2 protein-coding genes are annotated in these 24,715 nt (G+C 73.4%); both read left to right on the top strand.

The window, feature by feature from the left end:
• Window positions 1–55 precede the first annotated feature (55 nt).
• A complete protein-coding gene (locus Ahu01nite_RS45905; RefSeq protein WP_203843058.1) occupies window positions 56–18,634 on the top strand; it encodes a type I polyketide synthase in 18,579 nt (6,192 codons plus the stop codon).
• A 50-nt stretch (window positions 18,635–18,684) separates the two neighbouring features.
• Window positions 18,685–24,715 (top strand): type I polyketide synthase (locus tag Ahu01nite_RS45900; RefSeq protein WP_203843057.1); only part of this gene is annotated, 6,031 nt, incomplete at its 3' end.

Raw genomic sequence — 24,715 nt, 5'->3', positions numbered from 1 at the left:
CGGACGAGCAGGGCCGGCCTCCGGTGAACCCGATGACGAGGATGGTGGGGTACCCGTGAGCCAGCAACCGCCGGTGTGGCAGGAACCGATCGCTGTCGTCGGCCTCTCGTGCCGGCTGCCGCAGGCGCCCGACCCGGCGGCCTTCTGGCGGCTGCTGCAGACGGGTACGAACGCCGTGACGGCCGCGCCTGCCGATCGCTGGGACCCCGCGGAGCTGACCGACCTGGAACCCGGGTCCCCGATCCGTACGGGTACCCGGTGGGGCGGATTCCTCGACGACGTGTCCGGCTTCGATCCCGCCTTCTTCGGCATCTCCCCGCGCGAGGCGTCCACCATGGACCCTCAGCAGCGACTGATCCTGGAACTCGCCTGGGAAGCGTTCGAGGATGCCCGTATCGTGCCGGCGACGGTGCGCGGCAGTGCGTGCGGCGTGTTTGTCGGGTCCATGTACAGCGACTACGCGACCGTGCTGCACAGCCACGGGCTGGACGCCGTCGGCGCGTACTCGCTGCCGGGCCTCAACCGGGGCATCATCGCCAACCGGGTCTCCTACCTGCTGGGTGTCAACGGCCCCAGCCTGACCGTCGACTCAGGACAGTCATCGGCGCTGGTGGCCGTGCACCTGGCCGCCGAGAGCCTGCTGCGTGGCGAGAGCACCGTGGCCGTCGCCGGCGGTATCAACCTGAACCTCACGCCGGAGGGCCACGTCGCGGTGGAGCGGTTCGGCGGGCTGTCACCCGACGGCCGGGCCTTCACCTTCGACGCCCGCGCCAACGGAACCGTACGCGGCGAGGGCGGCGGCATCGTCGTTCTCAAGACACTGCACCGCGCGATCGCCGACGACGACCGCGTCTACGCCGTCCTGCGCGGCAGCGCCGTGAACAACGACGGCGGCGGCGCCGGGCTGACCGCGCCGAACCGGCAGGCGCAGGAGGATGTCATCCGGCTCGCCCACGAGCGGGCCGGGGTGCGGGCGAGGGACGTCCAGTACGTCGAGCTGCACGGCACCGGCACCCGGGTCGGCGATCCGATCGAGGCCGCCGCGCTCGCCGCCACCGCGGGATCGGCCTCGGGCCGCGTCCGCCCGCTCGAGGTCGGCTCGGTCAAGACGAACATCGGGCATCTGGAGGGCGCCGCCGGTATCGCGGGGCTGCTCAAGACGGTGCTGTCGGTCTGGCACGGGCAGTTGCCGCCGAGCCTCAACTTCGAGACGCCCAACCCGGACATCCCGTTCGGTGAATGGGGGCTTCGGGTGCGTACCGAGACGGGGTTGTGGCCCGATCCGGACGGCCCGCGCGTCGCCGGTGTCACGGCCGTCGGTATGGGCGGCACGAACTGCCACATGATCGTGGCGGCGGCGCCGGCCCTTCCCGCGGAGGAAGAGGCGACGCCGGCCCTTCCAGCGGAGGAAGAGACGACGCCGGCCCTTCCAGCGGGGGAAGAGGCGGCGCCGGATGTGACGGCGGAGCGGCTGGTGGCATGGCCGTTGTCGGCGCGGTCGGAGCTTGCACTACGTGGCCAGGCACGGCGGTTGCACGACTGGCTCATCGACCGGTCGCCGGAGCGCCCCGCGGACGTCGCTCTGTCCCTGGGCACCACCCGGTCGGTCTTCGAGCACCGCGCCGTGGCGCTGGGCCGGACCCGCGACGAACTGCTCGGCTCGGTCTCGTCCCTCGCGCTGGGCGACGAGGCCCCCGGCCTGGTCCGGGGCGAGGACCGCGGCGCCGGGGTCGTGTTCGTCTTCCCCGGTCAGGGCTCGGAGTGGCTCGGCATGGCCGGTCCGCTGCTGGAGAGCTCCGCGGTGTTCCGGGAGCAGGCGCAGCGGTGCGACGAGGCGCTGCGCGAGTACGTCGACTGGTCCGTCCTCGACGTGCTGCGCCAGGCGCCGGGCGCACCGGAGCTCGCGCCCTACGAGGTGCTGCAACCCACCCTGTTCACGGTCATGGTGTCGCTGGCCGCGCTGTGGCGTTCCTGCGGTGTGGAACCGGCCGCGGTGGTCGGGCACAGCCAGGGCGAGGTGGCCGCGGCCTACGTGGCGGGCGCCCTGTCGCTGACCGACGCCATGCGGATCATGGTCGCGCGCAGCCGGCTCTGGTGGTCGCTGCTCGGCACGGGCGCGGGGGCGTCGGTCCGGCTGTCGGCCGGCGAGGTCCGCGAGCTACTGGCCGGGCGCGGTGACGGACTCGTCGTGACGGTCGACAACGGACCCCGCAGCTGCATCGTGGCCGGCCTGCCCGCCGAGGTGGAAGCGCTCGTGGCGGACCTGACCGGGGCGGGGATCCGGGCCCGGATGGTGCTCCAGGTCGCACCCCACTCGCCGCAGGTGGAGCCGCTGCGCGACCGGCTGCTCGACGAGATCGGCGAGGTCACGCCGTTGCCGGCCACGATCCCGTTCTACTCGACCGTCACCGGCGGCCTGCTCGGCGCCGCGGCCCTGGACTCCGGGTACTGGTACCGCAACGTCCGCGAGCCGGTGTCGTTCGCCGGGACGGTGCAGCGGCTCCTGGAGACCGGGCCGCGATTGTTCCTGGAGGTGAGCGCGCATCCGGTTCTGCGTGGCTCGATCGAGGAGGCCATCGACGCGTACGGGTCCCGGGCGGCCTGCGTCAACTCGCTGCGCCGGGACCGGGGCGACAGCGACCAGATGCTGCTCAGCCTCGCGGAGGCGTACACGCACGGCGCCCGGGTGGACTGGGCCGCCGTGCCCGCGGACACCGATGCCGGCGTGGTCGACCTGCCCACGTACGCGTTCCAGCGGGAGCGGTACTGGATCTCCGGGTCCGCGTCCCGGCCCGTCCGGACCGGGGACGCCACCGCCACGCCGGATCACGCCGGGAGTGCCGGGGAGCAGACCGGCTCCGTGCCCGCGCTGCTGCGGCGCATCGAGGAGGCGAACGAACCCGCGGATCACGTGGTGGCGCGATTCGTGCGGGTGCACACGGCCGCGGCGCTGGGCTACCACGACGTGCTGGCCGTACCGATGGAACGCAATTTCAAGGAACTCGGTTTCGACTCGACCATGGCGGTCGAACTGCGGAACCGCCTCGTCCGGGCGAGCGGGTTCCCGCTGCCGGACTCCCTGCTGTTCGACCATCCCACGCCCGCCGGGGTAGCCCGGCAGATACTCGCACAGGCGGTGGGGGAGACCCCCGCGGTGACGGCCACCGCCGCGGTCACCCTCGACGAGCCGCTGGCGATCGTGGGAATGGGATGCCGTCTGCCGGGCGGCGTGGGTTCGCCGGACGAGCTGTGGCAGCTGGTCGTCGACGGGACCGATGCCCTGTCGGCGTTCCCGGCGGACCGCGGATGGTCCCTGGACGGTCTGGGCGACGGGTTCGCGCCCGAGGCCGGGTTCCTCAGCGACGTCGCCGGGTTCGACGCGGAGTTCTTCGGGATCAGCCCCCGCGAGGCGACAGGGATGGATCCCCAGCAACGGCTGCTGCTGGAGGTCTCCTGGGAGGCGTTCGAACGGGCCGGGATCGACCCGGCACCGCTTCGTGGAAGTAGCACCGGTGTGTTCGTCGGCGCCATGGCCCAGGACTACGGCCCCCGCATGTACGAGGCCGGCCAGGACCTCAACGGATATCTGCTGACCGGCACCTCGACCAGCGTGGCCTCGGGCCGGATCGCGTACACCTACGGGTTCGAGGGCCCGGCCCTGACGGTGGACACCGCCTGCTCGTCGTCGCTGGTGGCACTGCACCTGGCCGGGCAGGCGCTGCGGCGGGGCGAGTGCGACCTGGCGGTGGTGGGCGGGGCCACGGCGCTGGCGTCGCCGGGCATCTTCGTGGAGTTCGCCCGGCAGGGCGGGCTGGCCACCGACGGCCGCTGCAAGGCCTTCGCCGAGGCAGCCGACGGTACGGGCTGGGCCGAGGGCGTGGGCGTACTGCTCGTGGAGCGCCTCTCCGACGCCCGGCGTAACGGCCGGCAGGTTCTCGCCGTGGTCCGCGGTTCCGCGGTCAACCAGGACGGTGCGTCCAACGGGCTGACCGCGCCGAGCGGCCCCGCGCAGCAGAAGGTCATCACCCAGGCACTGGCGAACGCGGGACTGGCCCCGGCCGACGTGGACGCCGTGGAGGCGCACGGCACGGGCACCCGCCTCGGCGACCCGATCGAGGCGCAGGCGATCCTGGCGACGTATGGCCGGCAGCGGGAACCCGGGCAGCCCGTCTGGATCGGCTCGCTGAAGTCGAACATCGGGCACGCGCAGGCCGCGGCCGGCATCGCCGGTGTCATCAAGATGGTGCAGGCGATGCGGCACGGGGTTCTCCCGCGCACCCTGCACGTCGACCAGCCGTCGTCGCGGGTGGACTGGTCGTCCGGTACCGCTGCCCTGCTGACCGAGCAGCAGCCCTGGCCGTCGCTCGACCGCGCCCGTCGTGCGGCGGTGTCATCGTTCGGGATCAGCGGGACCAACGCCCACGTGATCCTGGAGCAGGCCACGGGCTCGGAGGACGCCCCCTCCTCCGAGCCCGGTCCCACCCCCGCCGCCGGAGCGTGGCCGGTGGCGTGGGCGCTGTCGGCGCGTACCCCGGCGGCCCTGGCCGCGCAGGCGGAGCAGTTGCGGTCCCTGCTCGGCGCGGCGGACCCGGTGCCGGTCGAGGCGGTGGCCGCGGGGCTGGCGCGGCGTGCGCGGCTTCCGTACCGGGCCGTGGTCCTCGGCACGGACCGTGAGGAGCTCGGCACCGGCCTCGCCGCACTCTCCGGTGACGTCCCCGCCGCCGGGCTGGTCCGCGGGATCACGCACGAGAGCGCCCGGATGGCGCTGGTCTTTCCCGGGCAGGGCTCGCAGTGGGCAGGCATGGCCGCGCAGCTGTGGGCGGGCGACCCCGCGTTCGCCGGGCGCATGCGGGAATGCCAGGAAGCGCTCGACCCGTACGTCGACTGGACGTTGCGGGAGGTCCTGGACCCTGGCGCCGACCCCGCGCTGCTGCAGCGGGTGGACGTGGTCCAGCCGGCGCTGTTCGCGGTGATGGTCAGCCTGTCCGCCGTGTGGGCCGCCCACGGGGCCGCCCCGCAGGCGGTTGTCGGGCACAGCCAGGGCGAGATCGCCGCGGCGTACGTTGCCGGAGCACTGAGCCTGCCCGACGCGGCCCGGGTCGCCGCGCTGCGCAGCCGGGCCCTGGTGGATCTGGCGGGCACCGGCGGCATGATGTCGATCGCCCTGCCCGCCGACGAGGTCGACCGGCTTATCGAGCCGTGGCAGGGGCAGGTGTCGCTCGCGGCCTACAACGGCCCCGCCAGCAACGTGGTCTCCGGCACAGGTCCGGCACTGCGGGAGGTACGCGCGGAGTGCGAGCGCCGCGGGATCCGCGCCCGGCTGGTGGCGGTGGACTACGCCTCGCACTGCGCCCAGGTCGAACCGCTCCAGGAGCGGCTGCTCGCCGAGCTGGCCCCGATCACGCCCCGCTCCGCCCCGGTGCCGTTCTACTCCACCGTCACCGGCGGGCTCATCGACACCGCGCAGATGGACGCCACCTACTGGTACCGCAACGCGCGCAGCCCCGTCCTGTTCGCACAGACCGTCCGGACCATGCTCGACGACGGGGTGCGGCTGTTCGTGGAGTCCAGCCCGCACCCGGTGCTGGGCATGGCCGTCCAGGACTGCATCGAGCAGGCCGGCGCTTCCGGGGCCGCGGTCCTGGGCAGTCTGCGCCGCGACGACGGTGGCCCGGCCCGGATGCTGACGAGCCTGGCCGAGGGCTTCACGCTCGGCCTGCCGGTCGAGTTGTCCGTCGCCGTCACCACCGCCGCGGCCGAGCTGCCGACCTATCCCTTCCAGCACGAACGCTACTGGCTGGAGCCGGGCCTCGCGGGCCGGGCGGGGACAGCTGGGCTGGGGTTGCGGGCCGCCGGGCACCCGTTCCTGCCGGCCGGCATGGACCTCGCCGCCGGTGGGCAGGTGCTGACCGGGACCCTTTCCCTGCGTACGCACCCGTGGCTGGCCGATCACGCGGTCCGGGGCGTTGCCCTGCTGCCCGGCACCGCGCTTGCGGAGCTGGCCCTGCACGCCGGTGACAACGCCGGGTGCGCGCAGGTCGAGGAGTTGACGCTGCACGCCCCGCTCGTCCTGCCGGCTGACGAACGGTGCCAGCTGCAGGTGGTGATCGGCCCGCCCGGCGAGACCGGCCGCCGCGACATCGAGATCCACTCCCGCCTCGATCCCGGCCCCGGTGAGGCGCCGTGGACGACGAACGCCACCGGGGTTCTCACGCCTGCCGCCCTGGTACCCGCCACGGACCGGTCCGGCGCGTGGCCGCCGGCGCACGCTGCCGCGGTCCCGCTGACCGGTGGGTACGACCTGCTCGCCGGCCTCGGTTACGACTACGGGCCGGCGTTCCAGGGACTTCGCGGGATGTGGACCGCGGCGGACGAGACGTACGTCGACGTGGTCCTCCCGGGGGCCGCCGGCACCGCCGATCCCGCGGGTTTCGGCATCCACCCGGCCCTGTGGGACGCGCTGCTGCACGCGATCGCGTTGCGCGGGGCGGACGACGGCACCGGCCCGGCCCTGTTGCCCTTCACCTGGTCAGGCGTCAGCCTGCACGCCACCGGCGCATCGCGGCTGCGGGCGTCGCTGCGGGCGACCGGAAACGACACGTTCTCCGTCGACGCGTTCGACGAGGGCGGCGAGCCCGTGCTGACCGTCCGGTCGCTGACGATGCGGCCTCTGCCGGCCGGCTCCCTCGATCAGGCGTCCACCGCCGTGCCCGACGGCCTGCACGTCGTCGCATGGGTGCCGGTCGAGCCGGCTGACCGGCCGGGCCCGGAGCCGGATCCGGCGACCTGGGCGACGCTCGGCCCGGTCGACACCGGACTCGCGGCCGTGCTCGCCGCCGCGGGCCGCCCGGCTGCGGAACATCCCGGCCCGGAAGCGCTGACCCGGGCCGTCGCCGAGGGCGCTGAGGCCCCCGGCGTGGTGCTGGTGTCCGTGCACGCGGACCCGGCTCTGACCGCGCCCCAGGCGGCTCACGCCGCGACCCGGCAGATGCTCGAACTGCTGCAGACCTGGCTGTCGGACCCCGACCCCGGCCCGGCCCCGCTGGTGGTGCTCACCCGGCGCGCGGTGGCCACCGAACCCGGCGACGCGATCGGCAGCCCGGCCGACGCCGCCGTGCGGGGACTGGTCCGTACGGCCGTCACCGAACATCCGGGCCGGTTCGTGCTCGTCGACGTCGACGGCACCGAGGCGTCCTGGCACGCGCTCGCCGCGGCGCTGGGCACGGGCGAACCGGAACTGGCGCTGCGGGCCGGCACCGTGCGGGTACCCCGGCTCGCCCGGGTACCCGCCACCGCCACCCTGTCCCCGCCGGACGAGCCCGCCTGGAGGTTGGACACCTCCACCGCCGGCACGCTCGACGCGATGGTGCTCGCGCCCGCCCCGGACGCCCTCCGGGTGCTGGGCGAGGGTGAGGTCCGGGTAGCGGTGCACGCCGCGGGCGTCAACTTCCGTGACGTGCTCGCCGCGCTCGCCTTCGACGACGTGCTCGCCGCGATCGACACGCACGCCGGCGCCGCGACGATGGGCATCGAGGCCGCCGGCACCGTGCTCGACATCGGACCGGGCGTCGTGGGCCTGGCGCCCGGCGACCGGGTGATGGGCATGGTCGACGGCGCTTTCGGCCCGGTCGCCGTCACCGACCAGCGGCTGCTGATCCCCGTGCCCGCGGCCTGGAGCACGATCCACGCGGCAGGTGTCCCGGCAGTCTTCATGACCGCGCTGCACGGGCTCGTGGACCTCGTCGGGCTGAGCGCCGGCGAGCGGGTCCTGATCCACGCCGGCGCGGGCGGCGTGGGCATGGCTGCCATCCAGCTCGCGCGGCACCTCGGCGCCGAGGTCTTCGCCACGGCGAGCCCCGGCAAGTGGGACACCCTGCGCGCGCTCGGCGTCGAGGACGACCACATCGCCTCGTCGCGGACGCTGGACTTCGCCGGTCAGTTCGCCGCGGTCACCGCCGGGTCCGGGATGGATGTCGTCCTCAACTCCCTGGCCGGCGACTTCACCGACGCCTCCCTGCGGCTGCTGCGCCCCGGTGGCCGCTTCATCGAGATGGGCAAGACCGACATCCGCTCCGCCGGGTCGGTCGGGGCCGCCCATCCCGGTGTGCGGTACCAGGCGTTCGACCTGCCCTCGCTCGACCCCGGGCACCTCGGGCGGCTGCTGCGCGACCTCGCCGTACTCTTCGACCGGGAAGCGCTACGCCCGATCCCGGTCCGGCACTGGGACATCCGGCGGGCCCCCGAGGCGTTCCGTCACCTCAGCCAGGCCAGGCACGTCGGCAAGGTGGTGCTCACCCTGCCCGCGCCGCTCGACCCGGACGGCACGGTGCTGGTGACCGGCGGCACCGGCATGATCGGGACCCTGCTCGCCGAGCACCTGGTGACCCGCTACGGCGTCCGGCACCTGCTGCTGACCAGCCGCAGGGGCCCGGACGCACCCGGCGCCGGACAGCTGACGCAGCGGCTCGCCGCTCTGGGGGCCACCGTCTCGGTGCTCGCCTGCGACACCGCCGACCGCGACGCGCTGGCCGCGCTGATGGACGCGATCCCCGATGCGCATCCCCTGACCGCGGTGCTGCACACCGCGGGGGTGCTCGACGACGGCATCGTCGAGACCCTGACACCCCCGCAGGTCGACTCGGTGCTGCGGGCCAAGGCCGACGCCGCCTGGCACCTGCACGAGCTCACCGCGGACCTTCCCCTCACCGCGTTCGTCCTGTTCTCCTCCGTCGCGGGCACCCTGGGCACACCGGGGCAGGGCAACTATGCCGCTGCCAACGCCTTCCTCGACGCGCTGGCGCAGCAGCGACGCTCCGCGGGGCTCCGTGGCACCTCGATGGCGTGGGGCCTCTGGGCCCAGCCGGGCGGGATGACCGGTCATCTCGGCACGGCCGACCGGCAGCGGCTGTCCCGGGCCGGACTGGCGGCGATGGCGCCGCGGGACGGCCTGGCGCTCTTCGACGCCGCCCTCGCCGCCGACCTCCCCTACCTGGTGCCGGCCCGCCTCGACCTGGCGGGACCGGCCGGTGGCACCGCCCCGGTCCCGGCCCTGCTGCGCGGGCTGCTGCGGGCTCCACGCCGGCGCACCACGACGGCGGCGGCGCCGGCCCAGCAGGGCTCCTCGCTCGCGCGGCGCCTCGCCGGGTGCGCGCCCGAGGACCGCGCGGCGCTCGTGCTCGGTACCGTACGGGCCCAGGCCGCCACCGTCCTCGGCCACGACTCGCCCGGCACGATCGCGGCCGACCGGCCGTTCCGGGACCTCGGCTTCGACTCGCTCACGGCGGTCGAGCTGCGCAACCGGCTCGTCGCCGAGACCGGCCTGCGGCTGGGGACGACCGTCGTCTTCGACCACCCGACGCCGGCTGCTCTGGCCGCGCTGATCCTCGGCGAGATCGCCGGCGACACCCCCGGGGCCGGTAGCCCCACTGTGGGCAGCCCCACTGCCCCCGTCACGACCGGCGACGACGAGCCGATCGCCGTCGTGGCGATGAGCTGCCGCCTGCCCGGCGGCGTGCGCAGCCCCGAGGACCTGTGGGAGCTGCTCACCGAGGGCGGCGACGGCCTCGCCGCGTTCCCCGCCGACCGTGGGTGGAACCTGGCGGGCCGCTACGACGAGGACGCCGACCGGCCCGGCACCTACTACCAGCGCGAGGGCGGCTTCCTGCAGGACGTCGACCAGTTCGATCCCGAGTTCTTCGGCATCTCGCCGCGGGAGGCCCTTGCCATGGACCCGCAGCAGCGGCTGCTGCTGGAGATCGCCTGGGAGGGGATGGAGCGCGCGGGCATCGACCCGGCGGCGCTGCGGGGCAGCCAGGCGGGCGTCTTCGTGGGCGCGATGACCATGGACTACGGCCCCGACCCGCTCCAGGCCCCCGCGGATCTCGAGGGATACCTGCTGACCGGGACCACCGGCAGCGTCGCGTCCGGGCGGCTGTCCTACACGTTCGGGCTCGGTGGACCCGCCGTCACCGTCGACACCGCGTGCTCGTCGTCGCTGGTCGCCGTGCACCTGGCCGTGCAGTCACTGCGCCGCGGCGAATGCCCGCTCGCCCTGGCGGCCGGCGTCACCGTCGTACCGTCGCCGGGCATGTTCGTCGGATTCAGCCGGCAGCGCGCGCTCGCCCCCGACGGGCGGTGCAAGGCGTTCTCGGCGGACGCGGACGGGTTCGGCATCGCCGAGGGCGCCACGATGGTGGTGCTGGAGCGGCTGTCCGACGCACAGCGCAACGGGCACCCCGTCCTGGCCCTGATCCGGGGCACCGCGGTCAACCAGGACGGCGCGTCCAACGGGCTCACCGCACCCAACGGGCCGTCGCAGCAGCGGGTGATCCGCCAGGCCCTCGCCGACGCGGGTGTGCCCGCCGCCGAGGTCGACGCCGTCGAGGCGCACGGCACCGGCACCAAGCTGGGCGACCCCATCGAGGCGGAGGCGCTGCTCGCCACGTACGGCCGGGAACACCCGGCGGACCGGCCCCTGCTGCTCGGCTCGGTGAAGTCGAACATCGGCCACACCCAGGCGGCATCCGGCCTCGCCGGTCTGATCAAGATGGTGCTGGCGCTGCGCCACGGCGTGGTGCCCCGCAGCCTGAACATCACCGAGCCCACCCCGCACGTGGACTGGTCGTCGGGCACGGTGGCGCTGGCCACCGAGGCCACGCCGTGGCCGCGGACCGGCCACCCGCGCCGGGCCGGGGTCTCCTCGTTCGGTATCAGCGGCACCAACGCCCACACCGTGCTCGAAGAGGCGCCCGCCGGGGAACCGGCCGGTCAGCCGGCAGCCGGTCAGCCCTCGGCCGGGCCCGCCCCGCTGGTGCTGTCCGCCCGCACCACGGAGGCGCTGCTCGCCCACGCCGCCCGGCTCGCGCCCGCCGTGGCGCGGCTGGAGCCCGCGGACGCGGCCCACGCGCTGCTGTCGCGGGCGGTGTTCGAGCATCGGGCCGTCGTGGTGGACGGAGGTGCGGGGGCCCTGACGGCGCTGGCCGAGGGCAACGAGACCGGCCGTGTGGCCGTCGGCGTCGCCCGGCCCGCGGGCAAGGTGGTCTTCGTGTTCCCCGGCCAGGGTTCGCAGTGGCTCGGGATGGGTGCTGCCCTGGCCGGGTCGTCGCCGGTGTTCCGGGCGTCGCTCGACGAGTGCGCCGCGGCGCTCGCGCCCTACGTCGACTGGTCCCTGCGGGACGTCCTGGCCGACGCCGCAGCCCTGGAACGGGTCGACGTGGTGCAGCCCGCGCTGTGGGCCGTGATGGTGTCGCTGGCCACGCTGTGGCGCTCCTACGGCGTCGAACCGGACGCGGTGGTCGGGCACAGCCAGGGTGAGATCGCCGCCGCCTGTGTCGCGGGGTCGCTCTCCCTCGCCGACGCCGCGAAGGTGGTCGCGCTGCGCAGCAGGGCGATCCTGGCGCTGTCGGGCCGGGGCGGCATGGTGTCGCTGGCCGTGCCCGTCGATCAGGCCACGGAGCGGATCGAGCCCTGGGACGGCCGGATCTGGGTGGCTGCCGTGAACGGTCCCGGTGCCGTCGTCGTCGCCGGCGACACGGACGCGCTGGACGAGCTGATCGAGACGTGCACGGCAGGCGGGGTGCGGGCACGCCGGGTACCGGTGGACTACGCGTCGCACACACCGCACGTCGAGCACATCCGTGACGAACTCGCGACACTGCTCGCCGGGGTGGAGCCCCGGCCCGCGAGCGTGCCGATGCTGTCGACGGTCACCGGTGAATGGCTGACCGGGAGCGAGGTGGGCGCCGGGTACTGGTACGAGAACCTGCGCAACCCGGTGCGTTTCGAGGAGGCGACCCGCGGCCTGCTGGACTGGGGCGCCGGCGCGTTCGTGGAGTGCAGCGCGCATCCGGTGCTGACCATCGGCGTACGCGACACGGTGGAGTCGGCCGCCCGGGACGCGGTCGTCGTGGGCACCCTGCGCCGCGACGACGGCGACCTCGGCCGGTTCCTGCTGTCGTGCGCCGAGGCGTACGTCGAGGGCATGCCGTTCGACTGGCACGCCGTCGTGCCGGCCGGGCGGCGGGTGGATCTGCCGACGTACCCGTTCCAGCGCCGCCGTTTCTGGCTCGAGGAAACACCCGGCAACACCGCGGGCGGCGCCCCCGAGCTGGCGGACTTCTGGGCCGCGGTCGAGCGGGGCGACCTGGCCACGACGCTGGACGTGCCCGCCGACGCGCCCCTGACCGACGTCCTGCCCGCCCTGGCCGGCTGGCGGCGCCGCCAGGAGGACCGGTCCGCCGCCGACTCGTGGCGCTACCGGATCACCTGGCGCCCGCTCGCCGCCACGGAGGAACCCGCCCTGTCCGGCACCTGGCTCGTAGCCGCCTCCGCCACGGTGGCCGAACACCCCTGGTACGCCGCGGCGGTCGGCGCCCTGCGCTCCCACGGCGCCGACGTCCGGCGGGTCGACGGTTCGCCCGAATCGCTGCGTGACCTCGACGTCGTCCCCGGCGGCGTGCTGTCCCTGCTGGCCCTCGACGACCGGCCCGGCCCCGCTGAGCAGGTCGTCCCGATCGGGCTGGCGGGCACGCTGGCGCTGGTACGCGCACTCGGCGACGCCGGCATCGACGCGCCGCTCTGGCTGGCCACGACCGGCGCGGTGTCGGTCGGGCGCTCCGATCCGCTGACCCGTCCGGAGCAGAGCCAGGTGTGGGGCCTCGGCCTCACCGTCGGGCTGGAGCACCCCGGGCGCTGGGGCGGCATCGTCGACCTCCCCGCGACGCCGGACCCCCGTAGCGCGACGCGGCTCATGACCGTGCTGGCCGGGCATTCCGGCGAGGACCAGCTGGCGATCCGGGCCTCCGGCGTGTCGGTGCGACGGTTCACCCGGGCATCCGTACCGGCGCCGGCACCCGCCTGGCGGACCACCGGCACGGCCCTGGTCACCGGTGGCACCGGTGGCATCGGCGGTCACATCGCCCGCTGGCTGGCGACCGCGGGCGCCGGGCACATCGTGCTGGCCGGCCGTCGCGGGCCGGCCGCGCCCGGCGTACCCGAGCTGGAAGCCGAACTGACCGCACTCGACGTCCGGGTCACCGTCGCCTCCTGCGACATCACCGACCGGGATGCCCTGGCCAGGTTGTTCGCCCGGCTAGACGCCGAGGGCTCGCCGGTCCGCTCCGTCTTCCACGCCGCCGGTGCCGCGGTGTCGGCGCCGCTGACCGGGACGGAACCCGGCGACCTCGCGGAGGCGCTCGCGGCGAAAGCCGGTGGCGCGGCCCACCTCGATGAGCTGTGCGCCAGCCGTGACCTGGACGCGTTCGTCCTGTTCTCCTCCGGCTCCGCGGTGTGGGGCAGCGGGGAGCTCGGCGCCTACGGCGCGGCCAACGCGTTCCTCGACGGCCTGGCCCAGCGCCGTCACGCCGAGGGGCTGCCCGCGACCTCCGTCTCCTGGGGCATGTGGGCCGGTGCGGGCATGGCCACCGGCGACATCAACGACCAGCTGCGCCGCCGGGGGATGCGCGCGATGCGACCGGAGCTCGCCATCGGCGCCCTCGCCACGGCCCTCGCCGCGGGCGAGACCACCGTCACGGTCGCGGACATCGACTGGGACCGCTTCACCCCCGGCTTCACCGCGGCCCGCTCCCGCCCGCTGATCTCCGAGATCCCCGACGTCGTCGCGCTGGCCGCACGGGACACCGGGCCGGAGCCCGCCACCGGCGGGGCGATGGCCGGCCGGCTGGCCGCGCTCACCGCCGCCGACCGGCACCGGGTCCTGCTCGATCTGGTCCGCGACCACGTCGCGGCGGTGCTCGGTCACGACGGCCCCGGCTCCGTCACCCCGGACCGGGCGTTCCGCGAACTGGGAGTCGACTCGCTCACCGCCCTCGAGGTCCGCAAGCGACTCACCACCGCCATCGGCACACGGCTGTCCTCGACCGTGGTCTTCGACCACCCGACGCCGGAGGAACTGGCGCGGCACCTGCACTCCGTGGTGCTCGGTAACCGGCCCGGCGCCGCTGACACCGCCACCCCCACTCCCGCCGGCACCGGCGAGCCGATCGCCATCGTCGCCATGAGCTGTCGTTACCCCGGCGGTGTCCGCGGCCCGGAGGACCTCTGGTCGATGGTTCTGGCCGGTCACGACGCGGTCGGCCCGTTCCCGGGGGACCGGGGCTGGGACATCGAGCGGCTCTACCCGGCCGACGCGGAGGTCCAGGGCCGCAGCCGCACCCTGGAAGGCGCCTTCGTCGACGAGGCGGGCGGGTTCGACGCGGGCTTCTTCGGCATCTCCCCGCGTGAGGCCCTGGCGATGGATCCGCAGCAGCGCCAGGTGCTCGAACTGGCCTGGGAAGCGTTCGAACGGGCCGGCATCGACCCCCACTCGGTACGCGAGACCGCCACCGGCGTGTTCATCGGCGCCTCACCGCAGAACTACGCGGGCAACCTGGACCAGACCCAGCCCACCGTGGAGGGATACCGGCTGACCGGGGACGCGCTCAGCGTGGTGTCCGGGCGGATCTCGTACTCGCTGGGCCTGCGCGGACCGGCTGTCACCGTGGACACCGCGTGCTCGTCGTCGCTGGTGGCTCTGCACCTGGCGGCGCAGGCGCTGCGCTCGGGAGAGTGCACGATGGCGCTGGCCGGCGGCACGGCGATCATGGTCACGCCGGCCCCGTTCGCCGAGTTCAGCCGGCAGGACGGCCTCGCCTCCGACGGCCGGTGCAAGCCGTTCGCCGACGCCGCCGACGGTGTCGGCTGGGGTGAGGGCGCCGGCCTGGTCCTGCTGGAACGTCTCGCCGACGCGGAGGCCAACGGTCACGAGGTGCTCGCCGTCGTCCGGGGCTCCGCGATCAACCAGGACGGCGCGTCGAACGGCCTGTCCGCACCCAGCGGACCCGCGCAGCAGCGGGTCATCCGCGCGGCGCTGGCCGGCGCCGGCCTCTCCGCCCCGGACATCGACGCCGTCGAGGCGCACGGAACGGGAACCCGGCTCGGCGACCCCATCGAGGCCCAGGCGCTGCTGGCCACGTACGGTCAGGACCGCCCCGCCGACCGGCCCCTGCTGCTGGGAGCCCTCAAGTCGAACATCGGGCACACCCAGGCGGCGTCGGGCATCGCGGGTGTCATCAAGATGGTGATGGCGCTGCGCAACGGCGTGCTGCCACGCACCCTGCACCTCGACCGCCCCTCCCGGCACGTGGACTGGACGAGCGGTGCCGTGGAACTGCTGGCCGAGCAGCGCCCGTGGCCGCTGACCGGCCGCCCCCGCCGCGCCGCCGTCTCCGCGTTCGGTGTCAGCGGAACCAACGGGCACGTCATCCTCGAACAGGCCGGGACCCCGGACCCCGCACCGGCCGCGGAGCCTGATGGCTCGCCGATCGCCTGGGCGCTGTCCGCTCGTAACACCGAGTCGCTGCGCGGGCAGGCCGTCCGCTTGGCGGCCGCGGTGGACGAGGAGCCCGGGTTGTCACCGGTGGACGTCGCCGCGACGCTCGCCGCCGGCCGGGCCGCGCTCGACAAGCGCGCCGTCGTGCTGGGCACCGACCTCTCCGGGCTGCGTGCCGGCGTCGCCGCGCTGGCAACGGACACCAGCAGCCCGGCGGTGGTGCGGGGCGCTCCCGACGGGGGGCGGTTCGCCGTGCTGTTCTCCGGTCAGGGTTCCCAGCGCATCGGCATGGGCCGCGACCTGTACGAGCAGCACCCGGTGTTCGCCGACGCGCTCGACGAGGTGTCCGCCCACTTCGACCCCCTGCTGGCGATGCCGCTGCGGGACGTGGTGTTCGGCGATGACCAGGCGACCCTGGACCGCACCGAGTACGCGCAACCCGCGCTGTTCGCCGTCGAGGTCGCCCTGTTCCGGCTCTGGGAGTCCTGGGGCCTGCGACCCGACGCGCTCGCCGGCCATTCGATCGGTGAGCTGACCGCCGCGTACGTGGCGGGGGTGTTCTCCCTGCCCGACGCGTGCGCGATCGTGGCAGCGCGCGGCGCGCTGATGCAGGCGCTGCCCGCCGGCGGCGCAATGGTCGCGGTGCAGGCCACCGAGGACGAGATCACCCCGCAGTGCGGCGAATTCGTGGGCATCGCCGCGATCAACGGACCGGACGCGCTTGTCCTGTCCGGCCGGGAGCACGAGGTGCTCGATCTCGCTGCCCGGCTGAAGCAGCGGGGACGCAAGGTGAGCAGGTTGCGGGTCAGCCACGCGTTCCACTCGCCGCTGATGGAGCCGATGCTGGCGGACTTCCGCCGCGTCGTCGCCGGCACCACGGCCCACTCGCCGGCCCTGCCGATCGTGTCGACGCTGACCGGCGCACCGGCCGGCGCGAATGAGATGGCCTCGCCGGATTACTGGGTGCGGCATGTGCTGCGGCCCGTACGTTTCGCTGACGGCCTGGCGGCACTTGTCGCGCAGGGCGTGACGACAATGGTGGAGGCCGGCCCCGGCGGCGTCCTCGCCGCGATGGGTCAGGACAGCGCCCCGGAAGCGGTCTTCGTGCCGTCGCTGCGCTCCGACCGCACCGGACCGGAATCGATCGCGCTGGCCGCGGCGTGGCTCTTCGTCCGCGGTGCACCGCTCGACCTCACCGCCCTCCTGCACGGCCGGGGTGGCCGCGTCGACCTGCCTACCTACCCCTTCCAGCATGAGCGTTACTGGCTCGATGTTCCGGTTGTGGAGCGGTTGTCTCCGGTGGAGGCGCGGTTCTGGGAGGTGGTGGAGGGTGGTGATCTGGGTGGTCTGGCCCGGACGCTGGATGTTGCCTCGGATGACCCGCTGAGTGTGGTGTTGCCTCGTCTGTCGGTGTGGCGTCGTGAGCAGCGGGATCGGTCGGCTGTGGAGGGCTGGCAGTACCGGGTGCGGTGGAGCCCGGTGGGGGTGGGTGCCGGGCGGTTGGACGGTGCTTGGCTGGTGGTGGCGGCGGCGGGTGATGATCGTGCGGAGTGGGTGCGGGAGTCGCTGGCCCGCAATGGTGCCGAGGTGTATGTGCGGGGCGTGGATCTGGCGGGTGTGGATGATCTGCCTGCTCTGCGTGGCGTGGTGTCGTGTGGCGGGGAGCTCGACGCTCTGGTGGACTTGATTCGGGTGCTGGATGTGCCGTTGTGGGTGGTGACCACCGATGCGGTGGCCGCTGATGCCGGTGATGGGGTCTCTGGGTTCGAGCAGGCGATGCTGTGGGGTCTGGGCCGGGTTGCGGCGCTGGAGTTTCCCGGGCGCTGGGGTGGTCTTGTCGACCTTCCCGTGGTCTGCGACGACATGACGGGTGACCTGCTCGCATCGGTGCTCGCTGGGGCGTCGGGTGAGGATCAGGTCGCTGTCCGGGCCGGCCGGGTGCTGGGTCGCAGGCTGGAGCGGGTCGTCCCGGGTGGCTCGTCGGAGGCGGGCTGGTCGCCGCGGGGGACGGTGCTGGTGACCGGTGGTCTGGGCGCGCTGGGTGGGCAGGTGGCGCGCTGGGTCGCGGCACGTGGTGCTGAGCATGTCGTGCTGGTGAGTCGTCGCGGTGGTGCGGCTGAGGGTGCCGGGGCGTTGGAGGCTGAGCTTGCCGGGCTGGGTGCCCGGGTCACGTTCGCCGCCTGTGACGTCGCCGACCGGGAATCCGTCGCGGAACTGCTGGACAGCCTCCCGCCGATCAACGCCGTCGTGCACACCGCCGGTATCGAACGCTCGCGGCCGCTCGCCGAACTCGGACCCGACGAACTCGCCGAGGTGCTGTCGGCGAAGACCGGCGGTGCCCGGAACCTGCACGAACTGCTCGCCGGGACGCCGCTGGACGCGTTCATCATGTTCTCTTCGGCCGCCGGGGTCTGGGGCGGTGGTGCCCAGGGCGCCTACGCCGCCGCGAACGCCTACCTGGACGCGCTGGCTGACCATCGCATCGCGGCGGGCCTGCCCGCGACGGCGGTCGCGTGGGGCCCCTGGGGCGGCGGCGGCATGGCGGCGGAAGCCGGTCACGAGACGACGGAGCGGCTGCGGCGCGGCGGCCTGAGCCTGATGGCACCCGCCATGGCGATCGCCTGCCTGGCCACGATTCTCGACCGGGGTGACGGCAACGCCGTCGTCGCCGATGTGGACTGGGAACGGTTCGCCGGTTCCTTCATGGCACAGCGCCCCAGCCCGTTGCTGGGGGACCTGCCGGAGGTCCGCGCCGCCGCCGGGAAGGCCCCCGGGGGAACGGGTGAATCGGCGCTCGCGCAGAGCCTGGCGGGCCTGGACGAGACCGGGCAGGAACTCCACCTGACCGAGCTCATCCGGCACGAGGCGGCCGCGGTGCTCGGGCATCTGACCACCGAGGCGTTCCCCGCGAACCGGGCCTTCAAGGATCTCGGGTTCGACTCGCTGACCGCCGTGGAGCTGCGCAACCGGCTCACCGTGGTCACCGGTCTGCGACTGCCGTCGACGCTCGTGTTCGACCACCCGTCGGCGGTCGCGATCGCCCGGCACCTGCGCACGCTGCTCCCGCAGGCCGGACCCCGGCCCGGGACAGGCCTGCTCGACCACCTCGAACAGCTGGAGAGCGCCATGCTCGCCGGCACCGACGACCGCACCGCCGCCGTGGTGGACAACCGGTTGCGGGCCCTGCTCGCCAGATGGAGCGACATCCGGGCCGGCGCCGCTGCCCGGGAGGCCGGCTCCGATCTCGCCGACATCAGCGACGACGAGCTCTTCGGTTACCTCGACACCGAGCTCGAGACCTCGTGACCGCGCCGGACCGCGCCGCATCGTCCGCACCGTCTAAGGAGCCACGCCCGATGGAGAACGAGAACAAGCTCCGCGACTATCTCAAGCGGGCGACCAACGACCTGCGTACCGCCCGCCGGCGCCTGCGCGAGGTCGAGGACCGCGAGCAGGAGCCCATCGCCATCATCGGTATGAGCTGCCGTTACCCCGGCGGCGTCGCGTCGCCCGAGGACCTGTGGCGCCTCGTCGCCGACGGGACCGACGCGGTGGTGCCGTTCCCCGCGGACCGCGGCTGGGACCTCGACGCCCTCTACGACCCCGACCCCGATCACGCCGGCACGTCGACCACGAGGAACGGTGGATTCCTGGGCGGCGCGGCGGACTTCGACCCCGAATTCTTCGGTATCAGCCCCCGGGAGGCCCTGGCGACGGACCCCCAGCAGCGGCTGCTGCTGGAGACCTCCTGGGAGGCGTTCGAACACGCGGGCATCGACCCGCAGTCCGTGCGGGACAGCCGCACCGGCGTGTTCACCGGCGTCATGTACAACGACTACGCCTCGCGGCTGCCGCAGGCACCCGAAGGCTTCGAGGGCTACCTCGGCAACGGCAGCGCGGGCAGCATCGCGTCCGGCCGGATCGCCTACACGCTCGGCCTCGTCGGGCCCGCGGTATCGATCGACACGGCGTGCTCGTCGTCGCTGGTCGCGCTGCATCTCGCTATGGTCGCGCTACGCCGCGGCGAGTGCTCGCTGGCCCTCGCGGGCGGCGTCACGTTCATGTCCACACCGCGGTCGTTCGTGGAGTTCAGCAGGCAGCGCGGCCTCGCCGGCGACGGCCGGTGCAAGTCGTTCTCGGACAGCGCGGACGGCACCAGCTGGGGCGAGGGCGCCGGCATGCTGCTCGTGGAGCGGCTGTCGGACGCCCAGCGTCACGGCCACCGCGTGCTGGCCGTGGTACGCGGCTCGGCGGTCAACCAGGACGGCGCGTCCAACGGGCTGACCGCCCCCAACGGACCGGCCCAGCAGGCAGTCATCACGCAGGCCCTGGCGAGCGCCCGCCTCACACCCGCGCAGATCGACGCGGTCGAGGCACACGGCACCGGCACCACTCTCGGCGACCCGATCGAGGCCCACGCCCTCATCGCGACGTACGGCTCGCAGCACCCCGCCGACCGGCCGCTGTGGCTGGGCTCGCTGAAGTCCAACATCGGCCACGCCCAGGCGGCGGCAGGCGTCGCGGGTGTGATCAAGATGGTGATGGCGATGCGGCACGGTGTGCTGCCCCGGACCCTGCACGCCGAGCAGCCCAGCAGCCAGGTGGACTGGTCGGCGGGCACCGTGGCGCTGCTGACCGAGGAGCGGCCCTGGCCCGTGACCGGCGAACCGCGCCGGGCCGGCGTCTCCTCGTTCGGCGTCAGCGGCACGAACGCACACATCATCCTGGAGCAGGCAGACCTTGCGGAGGAGCCCGCGACCGGCACCGGGCCGGCGCTTCCTTCCGCGGTGCCGTGGGTGCTGTCCGGCCGTACGCCCGCCGCGTTGCGAGCACAGGCCGCCCGTCTGCTGTCCGCGGTCGAGGGGTCCACCGGCTTCGACCCGGCCGGGATCGGGTTCTCGCTCGCCACGACGCGGGCCTCGTTCGCGCACCGCGCCGCGCTGGTGGCCTCGGAGCGGGACTCGACACTCGACCTGCTCGCGGCTCTCGCAGAGGGACGGGGCAGCGTCGGCGAGGCGGCCCCGTCGCGGTTGGCTTTCCTGTTCTCGGGTCAGGGTTCGCAGCGTCTGGGTATGGGTCGTGAGCTGGCGGGGCGTTTCCCGGTTTTTGCCGCAGCTCATGACGAGGTGCTGAGCTATTTCGATCCGAGCGTTCGTGAGGTCGCTGATGCGGAGTCGTTGAATGAGACGGCGGTGACGCAGCCTGCTTTGTTCGCGGTTGAGGTGGCGTTGTTCCGGCTTCTGGAGTCGTGGGGCATCAGGCCGGATGTGCTTGCGGGTCATTCGATTGGTGAGTTGGCGGCGGCGTATGTGTCGGGTGTGTGGTCGTTGGAGGACGCAACAAGGGTTGTCTCTGCGCGTGGTCGTTTGATGCAGGCGTTGCCGTCGGGTGGTGCGATGGTGGCGATCCAGGCGTCTGAGGCTGATGTCGTGCCGGATTTGTCGGGCGCGGTGGGTTTGGCTGCGGTGAACGGTCCGACCTCGGTCGTGATCTCTGGTGTCGCTGCTGATGTGGATGCGGTGGCGGATCGGTGGCGTGACGCGGGCCGGAAGGTGACGCGGCTGAAGGTCAGTCATGCGTTCCATTCGTCGTTGATGGAGCCGATGCTGGATGACTTCCGCCGGGTGTTGGACGGTGTGTCGTTTGGGACGCCGACGATTCCGATCGTGTCCGCGGGGGAGGTTACGTCGCCGGAGTATTGGGTGCGGCATGTTCGCGATGTCGTGCGGTTCGGGGACGCGGTTGCCGCTACGGGTGCTGATGTATTCGTCGAAATCGGTCCCGGTGGTGTGCTGTCGGCGATGGGCCAGGAGACGTTGCCCGATGCGGTGTTTGTGCCCGTCCTGCGTACTGACAGGTCTGAGGAACTTGCTGTTGTCTCGGCTGTGGGGCAGTTGCATGTGCGCGGTGTGGCGGTTGACTGGGCCGCTTTCTTCGAGGGGCCGGGCGCCCGGCGGGTGGATCTGCCGACGTATGCGTTCCAGCGCGAGCGTTACTGGCTCGACGTGCCCGCTGCGGCCGGTGACGTCACGGCGGCGGGGTTGGGCGCGGCGGAGCATCCGTTGCTCGGCGCCGCCGTGGTCCTCGGTGGCACCGACGGTCTGCTGCTGACCGGCCGGCTGTCGGTGCGGACCCATCCGTGGCTCGCCGACCACGTGGTCCACGGCTCGATCGTGGTGCCCGGTACGGCGTTCGTCGAGCTGGCGATCCGCGCGGGTGACCAGGTCGGCTGTGACGTCGTGGAGGACCTGACGCTGGAGGCTCCGCTGGTCCTGCCCCCGGACGGCGCGATCGTCGTGCAGGTGTGGGCCGGCGGCGCCGACGAGTCCGGCAGGCGAGAACTGACCTTCCATTCCGACGACAACGGTTCGTGGACGCGGCACGCCACCGGTGTGCTGGGTTCGGGTGGAGACAGCGCCGGTGTTTCGCTGAGCGAGTGGCCGCCGGCCGGCGTGGATGTCGTCGACCTGGACGAGGTCGACGATCAGCTGATCGCCGCCGGTTTCGAGTACGGGCCGGCGTTCCAGGGCCTGCGGTCGGTGTGGCGCCGTGGCGGCGAGGTGTTCGCGGAGGTCGAACTCCCCGACGGATTGGGCGTGGACGGGTTCGGGCTGCATCCCGCGCTGCTGGACGCGGCGTTGCACGGCCTGATGCCGGTTGCCGGGCAACTGCCCTCCGCCTGGTCGGGCGTTCGGCTGTACGCCACCGGCGCGCAAGAGCTGCGGGTGGCGCTGACCCCGGCCGGCCCGGACCGGATGGCTCTGACGGTGGCCGACGGCACGGGTGTCCCCGTCGCGGCTGCACAATCCCTGCTGCTGCGAACCGTTCCCTCGGATCGATCGGCCGGTGACGTACCCGGCGCCCCGATGTTCGGTATCGACTGGTTGCCGGTCCCGGTCGGCGGGGGCGCGGAGGTTTCCGGCTTCTCGGTCCAGGAGTGCCCGGTGACGTCGGGTTCCGATCCGGTGGCGGCGGCGCATGAGGCGGCGCATTGGGCGTTGGCGGCGATGCAGTCCTGGTTGGTGCAGCAGGAGCAGTCCCGCCTGGTGATGGTGACGCGGGGCGCGATGGCGGTCGCGGCCGGCGAGAGGGTTGATGTCGCTCAGGCGGTGGTGTGGGGTCTGGTGCGTTCGGCACAGTCGGAGAATCCGGATCGTTTTGTGCTGGTCGACCTGGATGAGGGTGATGTTTCGGCGGAGCTGCTGGCGTCGGGTGAGCCGCAGTTGGCGGTGCGTTCGGGTGTGGTGAGTGTTCCGCGGCTGGCTCGGGTTGAGCGGCCGGTGGTGCAGGACCCGGGGTTCGGTGCGGGTGCTGTTCTGGTGACGGGTGCGACGGGAACGCTCGGCGGTCTGATCGCCCGGCATCTGGTTGCGGAGCGTGGCGTTCAGAAACTGCTCCTGGTGAGCCGGCGTGGCGCGTACGCTGACGGTGCTGAGGAGTTGCGTGCTGAGCTGGTCGCGCTGGGCGCCGAGGTGGTGCTCGCGGCGTGTGACGTGGCGGATCGTGATGCGCTGGCCGCGCTGCTGGCCGGGTATGAGATTTCGGCCGTGGTTCACACAGCGGGTGTGCTGGATGACGCGACGATCGGGTCGCTGACGCCGGAACGGATCGACACGGTGTTCCGGTCGAAGGTCGACGCCGCCTGGAACCTGCACGACCTCGTGGGTGACGTGACGGCGTTCGTGCTGTACTCCTCGGTGGCCGGCATCATCGGCAGCCCCGGTCAGGGGAACTACGCGGCGGCCAACGCCTTCCTCGACGCGCTCGCGCAGCACCGGCACGCGACGGGACTTCCCGCGACGTCGCTGGCGTGGGGCCTGTGGGCGGACCAGGGCGGCATGGCGGCGACCCTCGACGAGGCCGACCTGCGGCGGATGAACCGCGACGGACTGCTTCCGCTGCGTACCGCCGAGGGCCTGGCGATGTTCGACATGGCAGCCACCACCGGGCGCGCCGTGCTGGCACCGGTCCCGCTCGACCTGGCCGGCCTGCGCAGACAGGCACGCTCCCAGACGGTGGCACCGCTGCTGCGTGGCCTGGTCCGCGGCAAGGCACGCCGTTCCGCCGCGGCCGGTGTCGCCGGGTCCGCGCTGGCTGTGTCCCTGGGCGCCATGACCGTCGCGGAGCGGGACAGGACGCTGCTGGATCTCGTGCTCGGTCACGTTGCCGGGGTGCTCGGACACGGCTCGGCCCTGACCATCGCACCCGAGCGGGCGTTCAAGGACCTCGGCTTCGACTCGCTGACCTCGGTCGAGCTGCGCAACCTGCTCAACGCGGCCACCGAGCTGCGGCTGCCCGCCACGCTGGTCTTCGACTATCCGACGCCGACGGCGCTCGCTGCGTACCTGGGCCGGGAACTGGTCGCGGGAGTGCGCGACGCCGTAGCCGGCGGTCGCGTCGCCGCGGTGAGCGACGAACCCATCGCGATCGTGTCGATGGCGTGCCGGTTCCCGGGCGGGGTGTCGAGCCCGGAGGAACTGTGGGAATTCCTGCTCGCCGGCGGGGATGCGGTGTCGGAGTTCCCCACCGATCGCGGCTGGGACATCGAGACGCTGTACGACCCCGATGGCGACACCCTCGGGACCTCGTACACGCGCATGGGAGCGTTCCTGGACCGGGTGGCGGACTTCGACCCGGCGTTCTTCGGGATCAGCCCGCGCGAGGCCCTGGCGATGGACCCGCAGCAGCGGCTGCTGCTGGAGACCTCCTGGGAGACCCTGGAACGGGCCGGCATCGACCCGGAATCCTTGCGGGGCAGCGGATCCGGCGTGTTCGTCGGCACCAACGGCCAGGACTACGCGACGCTGATGCTGGCCGCACCGGAGGCCGTCGACGGCTATCTCGGCACCGGCGGCGCGGCGAGCGTCATCTCCGGCCGGCTGTCCTACACGTTCGGCCTGGAGGGCCCCGCGGTCACCGTCGACACCGCGTGCTCCTCATCGCTGGTGGCGTTGCATCTCGCCGCGCAGGCACTGCGGTCCGGTGAGTGCTCGCTGGCGCTCGCGGGCGGTGTGACGGTGATGTCCACCCCCACGGCGTTCGTGGAGTTCAGCCGGCAGCGTGGACTGGCATTCGACGGCCGGTGCAAGGCGTTCGGGGCCGGCGCCGACGGTACCGGCTGGGGCGAAGGTGTCGGCATGCTCCTCGTGGAGCGGCTGTCGGACGCCCAGCGCAACGGTCATCCGGTGCTCGCGGTCATGCGTGGCTCCGCGGTGAATCAGGACGGCGCGTCGAACGGTCTGACGGCGCCGAACGGTCCGTCGCAGCAGCGGGTCATCCGGCAGGCCCTCGCCGGCTCGGGTCTCGCACCGAGCGATGTGGACGCGGTAGAAGCTCACGGTACGGGTACGAAGCTCGGTGACCCGATCGAGGCGCAGGCGTTGCTGG

Source organism: Winogradskya humida (assembly GCF_016862215.1).
Classification (GTDB): domain Bacteria; phylum Actinomycetota; class Actinomycetes; order Mycobacteriales; family Micromonosporaceae; genus Actinoplanes; species Actinoplanes humidus.
The sequence above is the reverse complement of the archived record's forward strand: the minus strand, read 5'-3'. Positions and strand labels throughout refer to the sequence as shown.